14 protein-coding genes and 1 pseudogene are annotated in these 16,740 nt (G+C 53.7%); 5 read left to right on the top strand and 10 right to left on the bottom strand.

Features of this window, described 5'->3' with window-relative positions; all coding sequences use genetic code 11:
* Positions 1–53 precede the first annotated feature (53 nt).
* The 3 genes from lapB to pgpB all read right to left on the bottom strand — a co-directional run bounded on the left by lapB (position 54) and on the right by pgpB (position 2,452).
* On the bottom strand, positions 54–1,223 hold the full coding sequence (lapB, locus tag AC4PCC_RS10145; RefSeq protein ID WP_492127285.1) for a lipopolysaccharide assembly protein LapB: 1,170 nt from the start codon (positions 1,221–1,223) through the stop codon (positions 54–56).
* Positions 1,224–1,229: 6 nt separating this feature from the next.
* Positions 1,230–1,538 (bottom strand): LapA family protein, encoded by a 309-nt coding sequence (locus AC4PCC_RS10140; RefSeq protein ID WP_067701509.1) that lies wholly within the window; start codon positions 1,536–1,538, stop codon positions 1,230–1,232.
* 152 nt (positions 1,539–1,690) lie between these two features.
* Positions 1,691–2,452 carry a phosphatidylglycerophosphatase B gene (gene pgpB, locus AC4PCC_RS10135; protein WP_492127284.1) on the bottom strand — a complete coding sequence of 254 codons (762 nt, stop codon included), beginning with the start codon at positions 2,450–2,452 and terminating at the stop codon, positions 1,691–1,693.
* A gap of 230 nt (positions 2,453–2,682) precedes the next feature.
* On the opposite strand from pgpB, the gene ribA reads away from it, so the two are divergent.
* The gene (gene ribA, locus AC4PCC_RS10130; protein WP_492127283.1) at positions 2,683–3,276 is read left to right on the top strand and encodes a GTP cyclohydrolase II; all 594 of its coding nucleotides are present in this window, start codon (positions 2,683–2,685) and stop codon (positions 3,274–3,276) included.
* Between the two features lie 215 nt (positions 3,277–3,491).
* Here ribA and acnA read toward each other — a convergent pair whose 3' ends face one another.
* From acnA to topA, 5 genes and pseudogenes are all read right to left on the bottom strand, one after another.
* Positions 3,492–6,173 carry an aconitate hydratase AcnA gene (gene acnA / locus AC4PCC_RS10125; RefSeq protein ID WP_492127282.1) on the bottom strand — a complete coding sequence of 894 codons (2,682 nt, stop codon included), beginning with the start codon at positions 6,171–6,173 and terminating at the stop codon, positions 3,492–3,494.
* 485 nt (positions 6,174–6,658) lie between these two features.
* Positions 6,659–6,823 (bottom strand): YciX family protein, encoded by a 165-nt coding sequence (locus tag AC4PCC_RS10120; protein WP_492127281.1) that lies wholly within the window; start codon positions 6,821–6,823, stop codon positions 6,659–6,661.
* A 2-nt stretch (positions 6,824–6,825) separates the two neighbouring features.
* Positions 6,826–6,984: a YmiA family putative membrane protein gene (locus AC4PCC_RS10115; protein ID WP_416248632.1), complete on the bottom strand. Its 159-nt coding sequence runs from the start codon at positions 6,982–6,984 to the stop codon at positions 6,826–6,828.
* Positions 6,985–7,486: 502 nt separating this feature from the next.
* Entirely contained in the window at positions 7,487–8,461 is a 975-nt protein-coding gene (cysB, locus tag AC4PCC_RS10110; protein WP_067701497.1) for an HTH-type transcriptional regulator CysB, read from the bottom strand.
* 387 nt (positions 8,462–8,848) lie between these two features.
* Positions 8,849–11,443 (bottom strand): annotated as a pseudogene (gene topA / locus AC4PCC_RS10105) (type I DNA topoisomerase); the annotation flags it as partial.
* A gap of 402 nt (positions 11,444–11,845) precedes the next feature.
* On the opposite strand from topA, the gene AC4PCC_RS10100 reads away from it, so the two are divergent.
* Positions 11,846–12,094 (top strand): DUF2498 family protein, encoded by a 249-nt coding sequence (locus AC4PCC_RS10100; RefSeq protein ID WP_067701494.1) that lies wholly within the window; start codon positions 11,846–11,848, stop codon positions 12,092–12,094.
* 26 nt (positions 12,095–12,120) lie between these two features.
* Here the strand turns inward: AC4PCC_RS10100 and sohB are convergent, their stop codons facing one another.
* The gene (gene sohB / locus AC4PCC_RS10095) at positions 12,121–13,170 is read right to left on the bottom strand and encodes a protease SohB (protein WP_492127280.1); all 1,050 of its coding nucleotides are present in this window, start codon (positions 13,168–13,170) and stop codon (positions 12,121–12,123) included.
* 208 nt (positions 13,171–13,378) lie between these two features.
* Between sohB and AC4PCC_RS10090 the strand changes: the two genes are divergently transcribed.
* The 3 genes from AC4PCC_RS10090 (at position 13,379) to AC4PCC_RS10080 (ending at position 15,555) form a co-directional block, all read left to right on the top strand.
* On the top strand, positions 13,379–14,140 hold the full coding sequence (locus AC4PCC_RS10090; RefSeq protein WP_492127279.1) for a YciK family oxidoreductase: 762 nt from the start codon (positions 13,379–13,381) through the stop codon (positions 14,138–14,140).
* Positions 14,140–14,730: a cob(I)yrinic acid a,c-diamide adenosyltransferase gene (cobO, locus tag AC4PCC_RS10085; protein ID WP_492127278.1), complete on the top strand. Its 591-nt coding sequence runs from the start codon at positions 14,140–14,142 to the stop codon at positions 14,728–14,730. The genes AC4PCC_RS10090 and cobO overlap by 1 nt, the downstream gene beginning before the upstream one ends.
* Positions 14,731–15,297: 567 nt before the next feature.
* Positions 15,298–15,555 (top strand): hypothetical protein, encoded by a 258-nt coding sequence (locus AC4PCC_RS10080; protein WP_492127277.1) that lies wholly within the window; start codon positions 15,298–15,300, stop codon positions 15,553–15,555.
* A 138-nt stretch (positions 15,556–15,693) separates the two neighbouring features.
* On the opposite strand, the gene rluB is transcribed toward AC4PCC_RS10080, so the two are convergent.
* A complete protein-coding gene (gene rluB / locus AC4PCC_RS10075; RefSeq protein WP_067701480.1) occupies positions 15,694–16,590 on the bottom strand; it encodes a 23S rRNA pseudouridine(2605) synthase RluB in 897 nt (298 codons plus the stop codon).
* Positions 16,591–16,740: the final 150 nt, after the last annotated feature.

Here is a 16,740-nt window from a genome sequence, read left to right as displayed (position 1 = left end):
AGTATGTTGTAACTAAAATACGGTGCGGATCCGGGCCGGTAACGCGGGCTGCGTTACTGGCCGTCAAGACCGCGAATAGGCTTAACCGAAGACCAGGCACGGCAGGATGGGCAGTGCCAGTAAAGTGCATGGGCGGTAAAACCGCATTTATGACAGCGATAGCGTGGCTTGGTGCGGATTTGCTCTCCGACCATATCGCGCAGTACCATCAGGCTCTCTTTCGCCCTGCCGTCTTCCGCTTCGTGCAGGTGATAATCCATCAGCCGGTGGAAGCCCCGCATGGTCGGATGCCGTTGTAGCTGCCGATTGATATAAAGCTGCGCGACCTCTCCCCCTTCATCTTTCTCAATAACATCGGAAAGGTAGAGTTCGGCAGCGGCCCCGGTATTCTCTTCTACGCAGCGCTTAAGGTAGTCAACCCAGTCATTCTGCTTATCCAGATGCTGGTAGCAGGTTTGCAGCATCTCCAGCGTTTCGCTGACCAGCTCTTTATCCTGCTCGATCACACGCTGCAAATGGCCTACCGCTTTCGCATATTCGCCCCTGGCCATATGGATGCGGGCCATCATTATCGACACGCGCGCGCACTCGCGATCGGCCGACTCTCCTTTACGCAACAGCGTCATCGCCCGGTCGAGATCGTCACTGCCCATTGCCTGCAGCGCAAGCTCACAGTAAAAGTGGGCGATCTCCAGACGTTGCTTATCTTTCCCCAACTTAACCAGCCGCTCTGCCACCTCAATGGCTTTGCTCCAGTCGCTGGTCGCCTGGTGGATAAGCAGCAGCTGCTGAAGTGCACCAACGCGAAAATCGGTTTCATCCACCAGATGACTGAACATCTCCTCGGCACGATCGTAGAAGCCGGCCGCCATATAATCACGCCCAAGCTGCTGAATGGCCAGTAGTCGCTGGTCGTAAGTCAGGGAAGCGCTTTCCATTAGCGACTGGTGAATGCGTATGGCCTTATCCACCTCGCCGCGAGAGCGAAACAAATTGCCCAGCGTAAGGTGGGCTTCAACCGCTCCGCTATCCTCTTTAAGCATGTCCAGAAAGAGATCGACGGCTTTGTCCTGCTGATTTGATAACAGAAAGTTTACGCCCGTAACGTAATCTCGCGACAGGCGGCTGGCTTCCTGTTGTTTATCCTGCTGCGCACTCCTGCGCCCCATATACCAGCCATAAGCGGCGGCAACGGGTAATAACAGAAACAGCAGTTCCAACATAAAAAATTATTCCTTAACAGCGGGGACGGGTGACACTGTCACGATTTCTTCTGCCTGACCCAGCTGCTGCTGCAGACGTTTAACTTTACGCTGAGAGTGAGCCAGTGACACGCGTACCCGCAGCCAGAAAAGACCGCATATTGCCCAGCCCAAAATAAAACCGGCGGCAAACAACGTCGCTAACAGCGTGGATACCCGATATTGACCCTGCGCTAACAGATAGTTAAAGGTCACCGTCTGATCGTTGTGAGCACCCAGGGTAATGGAGATGATAAAAATCACCAGTACCAGTAAAAAAATCAGCAAATATTTCACAGTCCGTCCTTTAAGCTGGTGTTATCCAGCTGAATTATGCCAAAAAAAATGCCCTGTTGCTTGTCTGATGCGTCGGGAACCGCATTGACCATGAAAACAGGCCCTCAGCATGCTGTAGATATGGGGCCTGCCGGGGTAAACTCAATTACTGTCTACTGTCGCTCGCGCTTTGCGATCTCTTTTTGCTCATGCACCGGCACGGTTAGCGGGCCACAAAAGCGCTGCACCAGCCACGTGGCCAGCATCACCAGCAGCCAGCTGATTACCGTTGAGGTGATAAGATCGCGCGGCCAGTGCATTCCCAGCGCCAGCCTGCTGCCCATTACGCCCACCGCCCAGAGGATAATCACCGCGACGGTTACCCTGTGCCGCCTGGGCCACAGCAGCCCTACCGCCAGTAAGGCCCATGTGGCAGCAAACATCGTATGCCCTGACGGAAAAGCATAGCCCGTTTCAAACGCCCAGTGTCGCTTAAGCCACTCCGGGAGCCGTGTATTCTGGCGCATTGCCTCGGTCACTACCGCGCTGCGCTGCCTGCGCGTTTGCTCGTAGAAGGTTTTTTCATTCAGGCCCTGACTCTTCTCCAGCCACAGCACGTAGGGGCGAGGCTCCTGAATCTCCCGCTTAATAAAGGTCTTGGCGTACTGCCCTACCAGAAGCGAGGCAGCAACGATCAGTAACAGCACCACTGCCGGTTTAAGGCGAAACCGTAAGCACCAGAGAAACCATCCACAGAGCAGGAGGCTGGTCAGCGTTCCCCAGGGGCTGGTGACGGTTTCCGTAAGCCCGAATAGCAGCTTGTAGCCTGAGCCCATTTCTACCGGCTGCCACCGCCAGCTCGAAAGCCATACGCCAACCGGCATAATCAGTAATAACAGCGCACCCAGGGTGATGCGTTTGGCGATACTAAACATAGATTCCCTTAATCGTTGCGGGGCTTACACTACTTTCTGCTGAGAATATGATGAAAAATAATAACATACTGGGCCGGAACCTGATAATTGTGCGGTATAACAGCGATCGCATTAACTCATTCACTTTACCGACACTGATTGTGGCAAAATAGCGAGATTAATGAGTGTCAGACTGCTGACAGCACGCTACCATGATGATAGCGCAACACCTGAAGATTCTGGAGAATCACATGCAGCTTAAGAGGGTGGCAGAGGCCAAACTGCCCACGCCATGGGGGGATTTCCTTATGGTAGGTTTTGAAGAACTGGCAACGGGCCATGACCACGTTGCTCTGGTTTATGGCGACATTACCGATGGCGAAGCGGTACTGGCCCGCGTTCACTCCGAGTGTCTGACCGGCGATGCGCTGTTCAGCCTGCGCTGTGACTGTGGTTTTCAGCTGGAAGCCGCGCTGAATCACATTGCGGAAGAGGGGCGCGGCGTACTGCTGTATCACCGCCAGGAAGGGCGTAATATCGGTTTGCTGAATAAAATCCGCGCCTATGCCCTACAGGACAAGGGTTACGATACGGTTGAAGCGAACCACCAGCTGGGGTTTGCCGCCGACGAGCGCGATTTCACGCTGTGTGCAGATATGTTCAAACTGCTTGGCGTGCGGGAAGTGCATTTGCTGACCAATAATCCCCGTAAGGTTGAGATCCTGAGTGAAGCCGGGATTAATATTGTTGAGCGTGTCCCTTTAATCGTGGGACGCAACCCCGAGAACGCCCACTACCTTGATACCAAAGCCGCTAAAATGGGGCATCTGCTGTCAAAAGAGTAATTAATGCATATTGAGATGCCCTTATAAAGGCGCAGGCAGGTACGGGTTTCCATACTGCCGGCTATTACCACTGCACAGCACCCCTGTACGGCGTCAGAAGCGGGTATACACCCGCTCCTTACCGGTTCCAGCATCGCTCTGCGAGGCCCCCTCTCTGTCAGTATCCGCCGGCCTGCTTAAGCCCCGACCCAATACCCTGGAGCGGACCGTCGCCGTCAGTTGAGCATATTGCGGATCACGTAGTGCAGGATACCGTCATTCTGATAGTAGGTCAGTTCGTTACCCGTATCAATGCGACAGCGCGCGTCAAGCGTCTCCTGGGTACCGTCGGCGCGGGTTAGCGTGACACTCACCTGCCCGCCCGGTTTAAGGGCGCTCAGATTTGCCACATCAATCTGTTCGTCTCCGGTCAGGCCCAGCGTTTTGCGCGTCACCCCCTGCGGAAACTCCAGCGGTAAAATTCCCATACCGATAAGGTTAGAGCGGTGAATACGCTCAAATGACTCAGCGATAACCACTCTAACGCCCAGCAGACGCGGCCCTTTAGCTGCCCAGTCCCGGCTTGAACCCGAGCCGTACTCTTTACCGGCAATGACGGCCAGGGGCGTTCCCTGTTGCTGATACTTCATCGCCGCATCGTAAATTGACAGCTGCTCGTCACCCGGCACCAGACGCGTCACGCCGCCTTCGACTCCCGGAACCATCTCATTACGGATGCGGATATTGGCGAAGGTGCCGCGCATCATCACTTCATGATTACCACGACGGGATCCGTAGGAGTTGAAATCGGTGCGTTCTACGCCGTGCTGCTGCAGATAGCGCCCTGCCGGGCTCTCCGCTTTGATGCTACCGGCCGGGGAGATATGGTCAGTCGTCACCGAATCACCCAGCATGGCAAGGATTCTGGCGCCCCGAATGTCTTTGACCGGCTCTGGTTCCTTGCCCATCTCATCGAAAAATGGCGACAGTCGAATATAGGTTGAGCCTTCATCCCAGTCATAGGTTGCCGCCTCGCTGACCTTAATCTCCTGCCATTCGGGCGTCCCTTCAAAAACTTCGGCGTATTCTTTATGGAACATGGCGGTGGATACCTGCCCGACCGCCTCTGCAATCTCCTCGGGCGATGGCCATATATCCTTCAGGAACACCGGCTTACCCGTTGTATCCTCCCCGATGGGATCCGTTTGCAGATTGATTTTCATATTCCCCGCCAGCGCGTAAGCAACGACCAGCGGTGGCGATGCCAGCCAGTTGGTTTTCACATAGGGATGAATGCGACCTTCAAAATTACGGTTTCCGGACAATACCGCACCCACGGTCAGATCCCCTGCCCTGATGGCATTTTCCACCGCATCAGGCAGCGGGCCGGAGTTGCCGATGCAGGTCGTGCAGCCGTAGCCGACAAGGTTAAAACCAAGCTTATCGAGATAAGGCGTCAGTCGGGCAGCCGCCAGATAATCTGATACCACTTTCGATCCGGGCGCGAGCGAGGCCTTCACCCACGGCTTTCGTTTCAGTCCGAGGGTAACCGCCTTTTTAGCCAGCAGGCCGGCTGCCATCAATACGCTGGGATTCGAGGTATTGGTACAGGATGTGATAGCAGAGATCACCACCGCCCCATCATCCAGCTGATGCTCTCTGCCGGTCTGGCTGTCGGTATAGGTCACGGGCTGGTGTTTTTTCACCGCCTGATTGACTTCCAGCTCATTGCTGGCATTAAACGCCTCGGGTACATCACCAAGCGATACCCGGTCCTGGGGGCGTTTAGGGCCGGCCACGCTGGCCTCAACCTCATTCATATCCAGCGCCAGCGAACTGGTAAATACCGGCTCATCGCCCCTGTTACGCCACAGGCCCTGAGCTTTAGCATAGGCTTCAACCAGATCCACCTGATCGGCGCTGCGCCCGGTCAGGGTCATATAGGCGAGAGTGACATCATCTACCGGGAAAAACCCGCAGGTTGCTCCATATTCCGGGGCCATATTGGCAATGGTGGCACGATCCGCCAGCGGCAGATCGTCCAGCCCGTCGCCATAGAATTCAACAAATTTGCCGACCACGCCGTGCTTGCGCAGCAGCTGGGTTACTGTGAGCACCAGATCGGTAGCGGTAATGCCAGGCCTGAGCTTACCGGACAATTTAAAACCGACGACATCGGGGATAAGCATCGAAACCGGCTGTCCGAGCATGGCGGCTTCTGCTTCAATACCGCCCACGCCCCACCCCAGCACACCCAGCGCATTAATCATGGTGGTATGGGAATCCGTCCCCACCAGCGTATCCGGCCAGGCAAACTCTTCGCCGTCCTGCGTTTCATGCCAGACGGCCTGCCCTAGATACTCCAGATTTACCTGATGGCAGATACCCGTTCCGGGTGGAACCACGCTAAACTTATTGAACGCCTTTTGCCCCCAGCGTAAAAACACATAGCGCTCGTGATTACGTTCCATTTCCAGCCGGACGTTTTCCTCAAAGGCATCATCATCACCAAAGCGATCGACCGTGACCGAGTGATCGATGACCAGATCCACCGGCGTTAGCGGATTCACCTTCGCCACATCACCGCCCAGGCGGTTAACAGCCTCACGCATGGCGGCAAGGTCGACGACGGCGGGAACACCGGTAAAATCCTGCATTAACACGCGCGCGGGACGATAAGCAATCTCACGGTCCGCATGTGCATTTTTAAGCCAGCCAGCCAGCGCGGCGATATCGTCAGCGGTCACGGACTGGCCGTCCTGCCAGCGCAGCAGATTCTCTAACAAAACCTTGAGGGATTTGGGCAGACGCGAAAGGTCGCCAAGCTCTTCAGCAGCCCGGCTGAGGCTGTAGTAATGGTAACGCTGGCCTTTTACATCCAGCTGATCCTTACTTATTTGGTGTAGGGTAGACGACATCACTCCTCCTTTGTTTCACTCTGACTATAACCCGAGTATTTACAGGGTCAGATTTAAACATAGTACATACATCAGGTAACGTTCTGATAACAACACCAAATGACAAGCACTGAAACAATCTGAAGAAACAAAAACGCCCCGCGGACAAAGTCAGCGAGGCGTTTCTATTAAAGAGGGCGGAGCAATTAGCGCGTACTAGCGCATTATCATTCCCATCCAGACGAGGCTCGTCCAGAATAAGGCGGAAAAGGTCCAGGTGGTAAACCAGGTCATTTGCGTTAAATTCATATTTGCCTCACTCAGGTCGGAAAATGCCAGTCAGTTTGAGCTTAAAAAAAGTTGCCGGTAAAATGTCATTTAGATGATTTGCTTACGCATCCCGGCAGCACGGCATCACTCTGTCATAATAGATGCTTACCGCTGACGTTGAGGCTAACTCTCTGTATTAAAAAAATGAGTTAAAAAATAAAAAATGAGACGGTTTATTATTTGTTTTCGTTGTCCATCATCATTTCAATAAACTGACGCTGCGTATCCGTCATCTGCCATGATTCAGGAATAATAACCTGATCGAGTGAAGGGGCTTTGCAATAGGTTTCGTTTACCTTTCTGCTCTGCTGCGGATGGTGGTTCGCTGACCGTAGCTGCATGGTTATCCCCAAATACGCCAAATCATGAATACTACAGCGATCCAAAATACCGCTGATCCCGCAAAAATCGCCAACCAGGCCTTGCGCTTCAGATTGCTGTTACGCTGAACCTTGAGGGTCTTATGCCCGAATTCGGGTTGTACAGATAATCTCGTAGCCATAGTTTTTGATAATCACTCTCATTGAAACGATTGTTTGGACCAATCAGAAATTAGGATGAATCCTAAACATTTTACGGAATGAAATCCAGTAATTTTTATTGAACAAAACGATTAACGGGATTTATCAAAAAACACCGGGTTTCATCGTTGCCTTTAATGAAACTAAAGTAAATTAATTAACGCTTAAGCCAAATAAATCGTCTTAAGTGATAATTTAGATCCATTTATTACTATAAAAAATTTTGTTTTTTCTTTTTAAGTGCCATCTGACGCCATTCCTGACAAAAAGTATGATAATCAACATGGCCTTTCGCAAAGGCAGTTAACAGAAAATGTGTTCTGTTTCTCATTTAATGAATAACAATGAAAAAACATGTGAACCATGTTTTGTTTATGGAAAATAATAAAAAGGTTTCAGCGATGTTAACAATAGTTGAAGGTTATCGAAGGGATCAGGCCCATTACGTGGGCCTTGACATAACACAAATTATGGCGTTGGGGATCACCTGGCGGGGAGTTTAATGTCTTTGAACATGGCTTCAATGTCTTCATTCGAGCGCAAACCGACGGCAGTATCGACCACATCTCGCGTCAGATGAGGGGCAAAACGCTGAATAAAATCATACATATAGCTTCTCAGGAAGGTGCTTCTTCGAAAGCCTATCTTTGTTGTACTGTATGTAAAGACATCGGTTGCCTCAATGCGAATGAGGTCAGGGTCTGATACGGGATCTACCGCCATGCTGGCGATGACCCCTACGCCCAGTCCCAGTCTGACATAAGTTTTTATTACGTCAGCATCGGTCGCAGTAAAGACGATACGCGGCACCAGCCCTGCCCGATTGAATGCGGTGTCCAGTTCTGATCGGCCCGTAAATCCGAAGGTATAAGTGACCAGCGGGTATTCGGCCAGTTCCTCAATGGAGATTTTCGTTTTACCCGCCAGAGGGTGATCGGGGGTAACGACGATTGCGCGATTCCAGTGATAGCAAGGCAGCATGATTAAATCGTCATACAGGTGCAGGGCTTCGGTGGCGATGGCGAAATCCGCATTGCCTTTCGACACGGCCTCTGCAATCTGTGTGGGCGATCCCTGATGCATATGTAATGAGACGCGTGGGTAGCGTTCGATAAACCCTTTGATCACATTGGGCAGCGCGTAACGAGCCTGTGTGTGGGTGGTCGCGACATAGAGTGACCCTTTATCCGGCCAGGTGTGCTCACCCGCCACGGCCTTAATCGCATCCACTTTTGACAGGACTTCCCGGGCAATACGAATAATTTCCTGTCCTGCCGGGGTGACCTGAGTCAGATGCTTGCCGCTGCGGGCGAAAATCTGGATGCCAAGTTCGTCCTCTAACATGCGAACCTGCTTACTGATACCGGGCTGGGAGGTGTATAGACCCTCAGCCGTTGAAGATACATTGAGGTTGTGATTAACCACCTCAACGATATAACGCAGCTGCTGCAATTTCATTTGTTATTCCATCCAGGGTTGAAGCCCGCGCGCCGGACACAGGTAGAGGTTGTAGCGCAATGGGCTACAGCCAGCTGATGCCGGTCTAATGCTTTATAATAATAAGAAAGGCGTTATCTATAACAACTATATCAAATATGGTCAGGATGTATAGCGCAGGAGAGGGGTAGTAGATGGGCCAGCAGCGTGCTGGCCCAGATCGGATTACTTCTTACTGGCGGTCGTCTTCGCTGATTTTACATCAGTTTTGGCCGACGTTTTCGCAGTTGTTTTAACTGCAGCTTTTGCCGTCGCTTTGATAGCCGGTTTGGCCGTCGCTTTCGCTGCGGCTTTTGTGGCTGCCTTAGCGGGGGCTTTGGACGTTTTCGCAGCTGTTTTTGCCGCAGCCTTCTCAGCCACTTGCCATTTGCCGTCTACATAGAATGCAGACCAGCCCGTGGCTTTGCCGTCTACGTCCGTGCTGACATACTGCTGCTTCGTTTTGCGGCTAAAGCGCACCACGGACTTATTGCCATCGTCGTCCGCGACGGGCGCATCGGCCAGATAACGTAATTTCTCCGGCAGGCGGTCACGAAACCGCTGAAGCTCTTCAACCTGCGGCGCGCGCGTTTCCCGTGATTTAGGGAAGGTGTTCGCCGCAAGGAATACGCCAGCCGCTCCGTCGCGCAGCACGAAATAGGCATCCGACTTCTCGCACTCCAGCTCCGGCAGAGGAACGGGATCCTCTTTCGGTGGCGCCACATCACCATTTCGCAGGATTTTACGGGTGTTTTTACATTCGTCATTCGTGCAGCCCATGTACTTACCGAAACGCCCCATTTTAAGGTGCATTTCAGAACCACATTTCTCGCACTCAACCACCGGACCATCATAGCCCTTGATGCGGAATTCGCCCTGCTCGATTTCATATCCGTCGCAGCCTGGGTTATTTCCGCAGACGTGCAGTTTCCGATGATTATCAATCAGATAGCTGTCCATTGCCGTTCCGCACTTCTCACAGCGACGACGGGCGCGCAGCGCATTGGTTTCAGCATCATCACCCTCGAGAATATTCAGGACTTCATTCTCAGGGATCAGGTTAATGGTCTGCTTGCAGCGCTCTTTTGGCGGCAGGGCATAGCCCGAGCAGCCCAGGAATACGCCGGTGCTGGCCGTGCGGATCCCCATTTTACGTCCGCAGGTCGGGCAGTCGATTGAGGTCAGGACCATCTGATTCGGCTGCATGCCGCCCTCTTCCGGATCCTTATCGGCCTTTTCCAACTGTTGAGTAAAGTCGGCAAAGAAGGTATCCAGTACGCCCTTCCACTGCGCTTCATTATTCGCGACCTGGTCCAGGCTGTCTTCCATATGCGCGGTGAAGTCATAGTTCATCAGCTCGCGGAAGTTCTCCTCCAGTCGGTCGGTAACGATTTCGCCCATTTTTTCCGCATAAAAGCGGCGGCTTTCAGCGCGAACATAGCCACGATCCTGGATGGTGGAGATGATGGAGGCGTAGGTTGAAGGACGGCCAATACCGCGCTTCTCCAGCTCGCGTACCAGGGATGCTTCGCTGAAACGTGCCGGTGGCTTGGTAAAGTGCTGAGCAGGCTTAAGCGTCTTCAGGTTCAGCGCTTCACCAGGTTCAACCGGCGGTAACGTCCGCTCTTCGTCACCTTTACGCAGAGCGGGCATGACGCGAGTCCAGCCATCGAAACGCAGGGTGCGGCCACGCGCTTTAAGCTTAAAATCGCCAGCAGTAACGGTCAGTGTGGTGGAGTCGTATTGCGCAGGCATCATCTGACAGGCAACGAACTGGCGCCAGATGAGCTGGTAAAGACGCTGTGCATCAGGCTCCATATCTTTCAGCTGTTCGGAGTGAATGCTAACGTCTGAGGGGCGAATCGCTTCGTGCGCTTCCTGTGAGTTATCTTTGCTGGTATAGGTATTCGCCGCTTTCGGCAGATAACGGTCGCCAAACTCACTTTCAACGTAGCCACGCACCATGCTTATCGCATCCTGGCTCAGGTTGGTGGAGTCCGTACGCATATAGGTAATGTGACCCGCTTCATACAAACGCTGCGCCATCATCATAGTCTTTTTCACGCCGAAGCTCAGGCGGGTACTCGCAGCCTGCTGCAGCGTAGAGGTAATAAAGGGCGCACCGGGTTTGCTGCTGGTCGGTTTATCCTCGCGATCGGCGACAACATAGCGCGCTTTTTCCAGCAGGCTAACTGCCGCCTGCGTCTGCTCGCCGTTCACCGGTCGGAACGGTTTATCATGCTGATGGGTAACTTCCATCAACAGATCTGTGCCTTTTGGGGTGCTGAGATCGGCATGCAGCTCCCAGTACTCTTCCGGGACGAAGGCTTTAATCTCGCGCTCGCGCTCCACCACCAGACGGACCGCCACGGACTGTACGCGTCCGGCTGACAGACCGCGAGCCACTTTTTTCCACAGCAGTGGAGACACCATATAGCCCACGACGCGGTCCATAAACCGGCGGGCCTGCTGGGCGTTAACGCGGCTGATATTCAGTTCGCCCGGCTTTTCAAATGCCTGACGAATCGCATTTTTTGTAATTTCGTTAAACACCACGCGGCTGAAGCGTGAGTCATCGCCACCAATCACTTCCCGCAGGTGCCATGCTATGGCCTCCCCTTCGCGGTCAAGGTCAGTTGCGAGGTAGATATGGTCAGCGTTTTCCGCAAGGGATTTCAGTTCAGAAACCACCTTCTCTTTACCCGGCAGGATTTGATAATTCGCTTCCCAGCCGTGGTAAGGATCGACGCCCATACGGCTTACCAGGGCCGTTTTTTCGTCCTTTTTGACCTTCTTAGCCGGTTTACTGGTTGTAGAGTCAGCGCTCTTTTTAACCGTTGAGCCACTGGTCGGCAAATCACGGATGTGACCAACGCTGGATTTCACCACGTAGTCATTGCCGAGATATTTATTGATCGTTTTGGCTTTTGCCGGGGACTCAACTATTACGAGAGCTTTGCCCATATTTACCTTTACCTGTTTAAAACATCCGAGTGTAGACGGTGCCGTGTGCCCATAGGCAATAGCATTGCGTTAAGGTCGGGTAGAATCAAGGCTACCCCGTGAGTATTTGTTCCTTCACCTCTTCCTGTTCAGGCTTCCAACCTGCTGATTAACGACACCTTTTACAACCTGTTAAGCGCATTCCTAACAAAGCGTAAAGTCTCATTTACGCCCGGAACCTGAAACGCCCACACTGTACCTGATAAAATTTGATACGCAACTTAATTAGCATCTGCCCGCCATTTACGCCAGGAACCAGGGAAAAAAGCACAACATTGCGCAGACTCTGTCCTGATCTTGCGGTAGAGGTCATACCGGACGTAAACTAATCTCTGTGAGCGTGACTATAAAGGAGAGAACTCGATGAAACAGACTGAATCAATCGATCGTGTCCCACTGCTACAGTTGGCAAACCAGATGATTGCCGACCATGAGAATTATTTTCCGGGTATGGAAGCAACGGACGTTGAACAAAATGGTGATTTGCTTATTTTTCGCGGGGACTACTTCCTGGATGAACAGGGATTGCCTTCTCAAAAGAGTACGGCAGTGTTTAACGTCTTCAAATTGCTGGCGGTAACGCTTTCTCCGCGCTATCACCTGAGTACCTGACGCCCGCAGCGCGGGCGTCTCCGTTCTTACAGCAGCGGCCTGTTGCCACGCTGCCACAGACGCAGCAAAAGACGCTCGGTGCTGCTGGCCGCGCTTTGCGTGAAACGGTCCATCATTTTTTTGCGCCGCGTGAAGCGTACATTAATTACTTTGTGGCTCTCCAGGCGATCGATGATCAAATCATCGCTGGTGCCGATGGCGTCAATTAACCCATTCTCCAGCGCCTGGGTGCCGAACCAGTGTTCGCCCGTCGCAACCCTGTCGATATCCAGTGAAGGACGCATCTGATGAACAAACTGTTTAAACAGCAGATGCGTTTCATTGAGATCCTCCTGAAACTTCTCGCGCCCCTGCTCGGTATTCTCACCGAAAAGGGTCAGCGTACGCTTATACTCGCCCGCCGTATGCAGCTCCACGTCAATCTCGTTACGCTTTAGCAAACGGTTGAAATTGGGGATCTGCGCGACAACGCCGATTGAGCCAATGATGGAAAAGGGAGCCGCCACAATGCGATCCGCCACGCAGGCCATCATATAGCCGCCGCTGGCGGCGACCTTGTCAACCGCGACCGTCAGGCGAATGCCCTTTGCGCGCAGGCGTTGCAGCTGTGAGGCAGCAAGACCGTATCCATGCACGACGCCGCCCGGGCTTTCCAGCCGAAGCAACACTTCGTCCTGCTCTTTGGCGACCGCCATTACTGCCGAAAGCTCTTCACGCAGGGAGCTAACCTCATGTGCATCCATACTGCCTTTAAAGTCAACCACATACAGGGTGGGTTTGGCCTCTGTCACTGCCTGGCCCGCGCCTGCCCGCTGTTTAGCTGCTTTCGCCTCCTGCTTGTCCTTCTTTTTTTGCGCCTTGTGCCATAGCTTTTGCTCATGAGGCTCCATCCCCGCCAGCATCATTTCATCCTTCATTTGCCGATAGTTTTCATCCAGGTGTACTATCTTTAGCTGGCCGCTTTGCGCGCGCTTGCGCATCATCAGGTTAGTGATAATAATGGCAATAGCGGCAATCGCCACCACCACGGTGACCGTTTTGGCCAGAAAAAGCCCATAGTAAGAGAGTAATTCCACTCATTCCGCCTTGTTTAACATCATATTTAATCAATCGCTAGTGTAGCTGAGACACACTCCGTCGTCGCCAAAATCCTGGTATTAACGCACGCATTCGTTGCTGCTATCGTTGAACCTAAGGGGGTTTTAAGGCATAAAACACATTCATATCCAGGTGGAGAATTCACTTTTTACTTTCCGCCGCCTTATTTTCGCCAGAGGAATTTTCATGGACTACCACCCCAGCGCCAGGTTGCTAACCGATCGTATCATTCTTGTTACCGGCGCCAGCGACGGCATTGGCCGCGAAGCGGCAATCACCTACGCCCGACATGGTGCACAGGTTCTACTACTGGGACGTAATCCACAAAAGCTTGAGGCCGTCGCCGGGGAGATTGCCGCACTTGGCCAGGCCCCCGCCAGCCTGTATGTCCTTGATTTAGATAAGGCTACACCAGGATCCTGCCAGCGGGTTGCCAGCGAAATCAGCCAGCGCTACTCCCGACTGGATGGTGTACTGCACAATGCTGGCCTGCTGGGCGATATCGTCCCGATGGATAAACAGGATCCGCAGGTCTGGCAGCAGGTGATGCGGGTGAACGTTGACGCCACCTTTTTTCTGACTCAGGCACTGCTGCCCCTGTTGTTAGTCTCCCCAGGTGCTTCCCTGGTGTTTACCTCCTCCAGCGTGGGACGTCAGGGCCGTGCAGGATGGGGTGCCTATGCCGTATCAAAGTTTGCCACCGAGGGCATGATGCAGGTGATGGCCGAGGAGTACGCGCCTGAGCAGCTGCGAATTAACTGTATTAATCCGGGTGGGACGCGTACCGCAATGCGTGCCAGCGCCTTCCCTCAGGAGAATGCCGGTAAGCTGAAAACACCCGCAGATATTATGCCGCTCTATCTTTATCTGATGGGCGATGACAGTAAAGGCGAAACCGGCATTAGCTTCGATGCTCAGCCGGGCCGCAAACCTGGCGCGGCTGAGTGATGGCTGAGGATCGCCATCAGCAGCGTCAGCAAAAGCTAAAGGAGAAGGTAGATGCCCGGATAGCGGCAGCTACGAAGGCGCACGGTATTCTGATGGTTTTCACCGGAAACGGTAAAGGCAAAACCACGGCCGCTTTTGGCACAGCCTGTCGGGCAGCCGGTCACGGCCTGCGCGTAGGGGTTATCCAGTTTATTAAAGGTGAATGGCCAAACGGCGAACGTAACCTGCTGGAGCCACACGGCGTGGAGTTTCAGGTGATGGCAACCGGATTTACCTGGGATACACAGAACCGAACCACAGATACCCTCGCCTGCCAGCAGGTTTGGCAGCATGCAAAACGGATGCTTCAGGATGAGACGCTGGATCTGGTGGTTCTGGATGAGCTTACCTATATGGTGAGTCTGAGCTATCTCTCCGCAGAGGAGGTGGTGGCTGCGCTGCAAGGGCGGCCTTCCCAGCAGAATGTCATTGTTACCGGCAGAGGCTGTCACCGTGAAATCCTTGATGTCGCGGATACCGTGTCCGAAATGCGACCGGTCAAACACGCCTTCGATGCAGGTGTTCAGGCTCAGCAGGGGATTGACTGGTAAACAGCATCTTTGCGCGGTGTTGCAACATCTGGGATGTCGCCTACGGATGGGGCCTGGTGTTGCAACAGTCCGGGGTGTCGCCTACGGGTGGGGCCCGGTGCCTGGCGGTCCTCGCGCCGCGCGTGGCGCGGTCCCTTCGCTCCGCTCGTCGACCTTTCGGACCGGGCATGACGGGACATCCCTGTCCCGACATACCCTTGTGCCAGCATCCCTGCTGGCCCATCCGGGTCTTCCTCCCTGCGCTCAGCGCTGCGGATTGCCTGTCACCGGCCCCCACCCGCCTGCTCCTTTTATACTGTGTTGGCTGTAGATAAACGAGGTTCAGGGATTACAGAAAACCTTGAAGGCAGGCAAGCCCTGCGATTGTAAGAATTATCTTCACATTAAGAGTAAATGGAGAGAAGGAAGCGGCGACCGTTTTAACTAAAAGTAAGCCAGGGCCCTATACGGAAAAATGGTTTTATTCATAAAAGCGACTGTAAAGCCTGGCAGGTGGACAATCCCAGCGGGTGACGGGCAATCCGCAGCGCTACGGCGAGGACGAAGGGCCAGGCGAGGGCAGCAGGGATGCTGCACTCAGGGAGCGGCGGGCAAGGATGCCCGCTCGCGACCGGGCCGTCCGGCCTGGAGTCGGAGCCAAAGGCACCAGGCAAAGCCTGGCGTGAGGACGCCCGGCACCCGCAGGGATTGTCCACCGCAACAGCAGATATCGCCGCCCGGCACCCGCTGGGATTGCCCACCGCAACAGCAAATATCGCCGCCAGACAACCGCTGGGATTGTCCACCGGCATAGCAAATATCGCAGTCTGCACATCTGACCGATAAATACTGAGTTTGCTGACTGGCACAGCGGATATCGCAGTCTGCACAACCGACCCGCGTATCCGCTCTTAAAGAGAGTCGAAGCCAGCACGCAGCGCGTGAGCGCGCGCGGCGCACCGACACAGCGGATATCGTATCGACTTAGCGGCTGTTATTTCTGGTGCTACTCTTCGCCGGCTTACCAGCAGGACGACGGCTACCGCTGACCTGGGTATGACGCTTAACCGCGCGGCGAATCTGATTAGCCTTAGTGCGACGACGATCCTTTTCTACCGCTACCTTGCTGTTAATTTCCGGAGGCAGACCGACCAGCTCACGCAGATAGTTAGTGGGAGCCAAATCCAGCTCCGTCCATCCACCGCGGGGCAGCCCTTTAGGTAAATTGATATCACCGTAGCGGGTGCGAATTAATCGGCTCACCTGAACGCCGACGGACTCCCACAGACGACGAACCTCACGGTTACGGCCTTCGGTCAGCGTCACGTTATACCACTGGTTGATACCTTCCCCACCGGAAAACTTAAGAGTCTTAAAGGCGGCAGGACCATCCTCCAGCTGAATACCACGACTAAGCTGCTTGATCTTGTCATCATCGATCTGACCGAACACGCGTACCGCATATTCCCTTTCCACTTCACGACTTGGATGCATCAGGCGGTTAGCCAGCTCACCATCTGTAGTGAACAGCAGCAGGCCACAGGTATTCACATCCAGACGCCCTACAGCTATCCAGCGTGCGCCGCGCAGCTTTGGTAAACGGTCGAAAACGGTGGGACGTCCTTCAGGATCGTTACGTGTACAGAGTTCGCCTTCTGGCTTGTAGTAAGCCAGCACGCGGCACACTTCGGTAGCAGACTCGGCTAATGACAGCAGGTGCCCGTCAATACGCACCTTAAGGGCCTGAGACGGCTCAACGCGATCACCCAGCGTCGCCATTTTGCCGTCCACGCTGACGCGTCCAGCTGAGATCATTGATTCGATTTCGCGGCGGGAACCGTGGCCGGCACGCGCTAAAACTTTTTGTAACTTTTCGCTCATGGAGCACCCTCTTTGTCGCCTTCCCAGGCGTCATGATATATCGCTAAACAACAGGCACGGTGTAAGCTACTTAATCTGTTGTATTATATGTACTTTATAGATGGCAAGGCTTGCGCACAAAGCCACCCACAAGGATTCGTGGCCGCACAT

The organism is Erwinia sp. L03-1, from assembly GCF_058686115.1.
The sequence above is the reverse complement of the archived record's forward strand: the minus strand, read 5'-3'. Positions and strand labels throughout refer to the sequence as shown.

Bases quoted from the DNA above. Each gene is read 5' to 3' on its own strand.
- pgpB (WP_492127284.1), bottom strand. From the start codon at position 2,452: ATGTTTAGTATCGCCAAACGCATCACCCTGGGTGCGCTGTTATTACTG.
- AC4PCC_RS10115 (WP_416248632.1), bottom strand. From the start codon at position 6,984: ATGGCTACGAGATTATCTGTACAACCCGAATTCGGGCATAAGACCCTC.
- AC4PCC_RS10080 (WP_492127277.1), top strand. From the start codon at position 15,298: ATGCTGCACTCAGGGAGCGGCGGGCAAGGATGCCCGCTCGCGACCGGG.
- AC4PCC_RS10090 (WP_492127279.1), top strand. From the start codon at position 13,379: ATGGACTACCACCCCAGCGCCAGGTTGCTAACCGATCGTATCATTCTT.
- rluB (WP_067701480.1), bottom strand. From the start codon at position 16,590: ATGAGCGAAAAGTTACAAAAAGTTTTAGCGCGTGCCGGCCACGGTTCC.
- lapB (WP_492127285.1), bottom strand. From the start codon at position 1,223: ATGTTGGAACTGCTGTTTCTGTTATTACCCGTTGCCGCCGCTTATGGC.
- AC4PCC_RS10100 (WP_067701494.1), top strand. From the start codon at position 11,846: ATGAAACAGACTGAATCAATCGATCGTGTCCCACTGCTACAGTTGGCA.
- cobO (WP_492127278.1), top strand. From the start codon at position 14,140: ATGGCTGAGGATCGCCATCAGCAGCGTCAGCAAAAGCTAAAGGAGAAG.
- cysB (WP_067701497.1), bottom strand. From the start codon at position 8,461: ATGAAATTGCAGCAGCTGCGTTATATCGTTGAGGTGGTTAATCACAAC.
- AC4PCC_RS10120 (WP_492127281.1), bottom strand. From the start codon at position 6,823: ATGCAGCTACGGTCAGCGAACCACCATCCGCAGCAGAGCAGAAAGGTA.
- ribA (WP_492127283.1), top strand. From the start codon at position 2,683: ATGCAGCTTAAGAGGGTGGCAGAGGCCAAACTGCCCACGCCATGGGGG.
- acnA (WP_492127282.1), bottom strand. From the start codon at position 6,173: ATGTCGTCTACCCTACACCAAATAAGTAAGGATCAGCTGGATGTAAAA.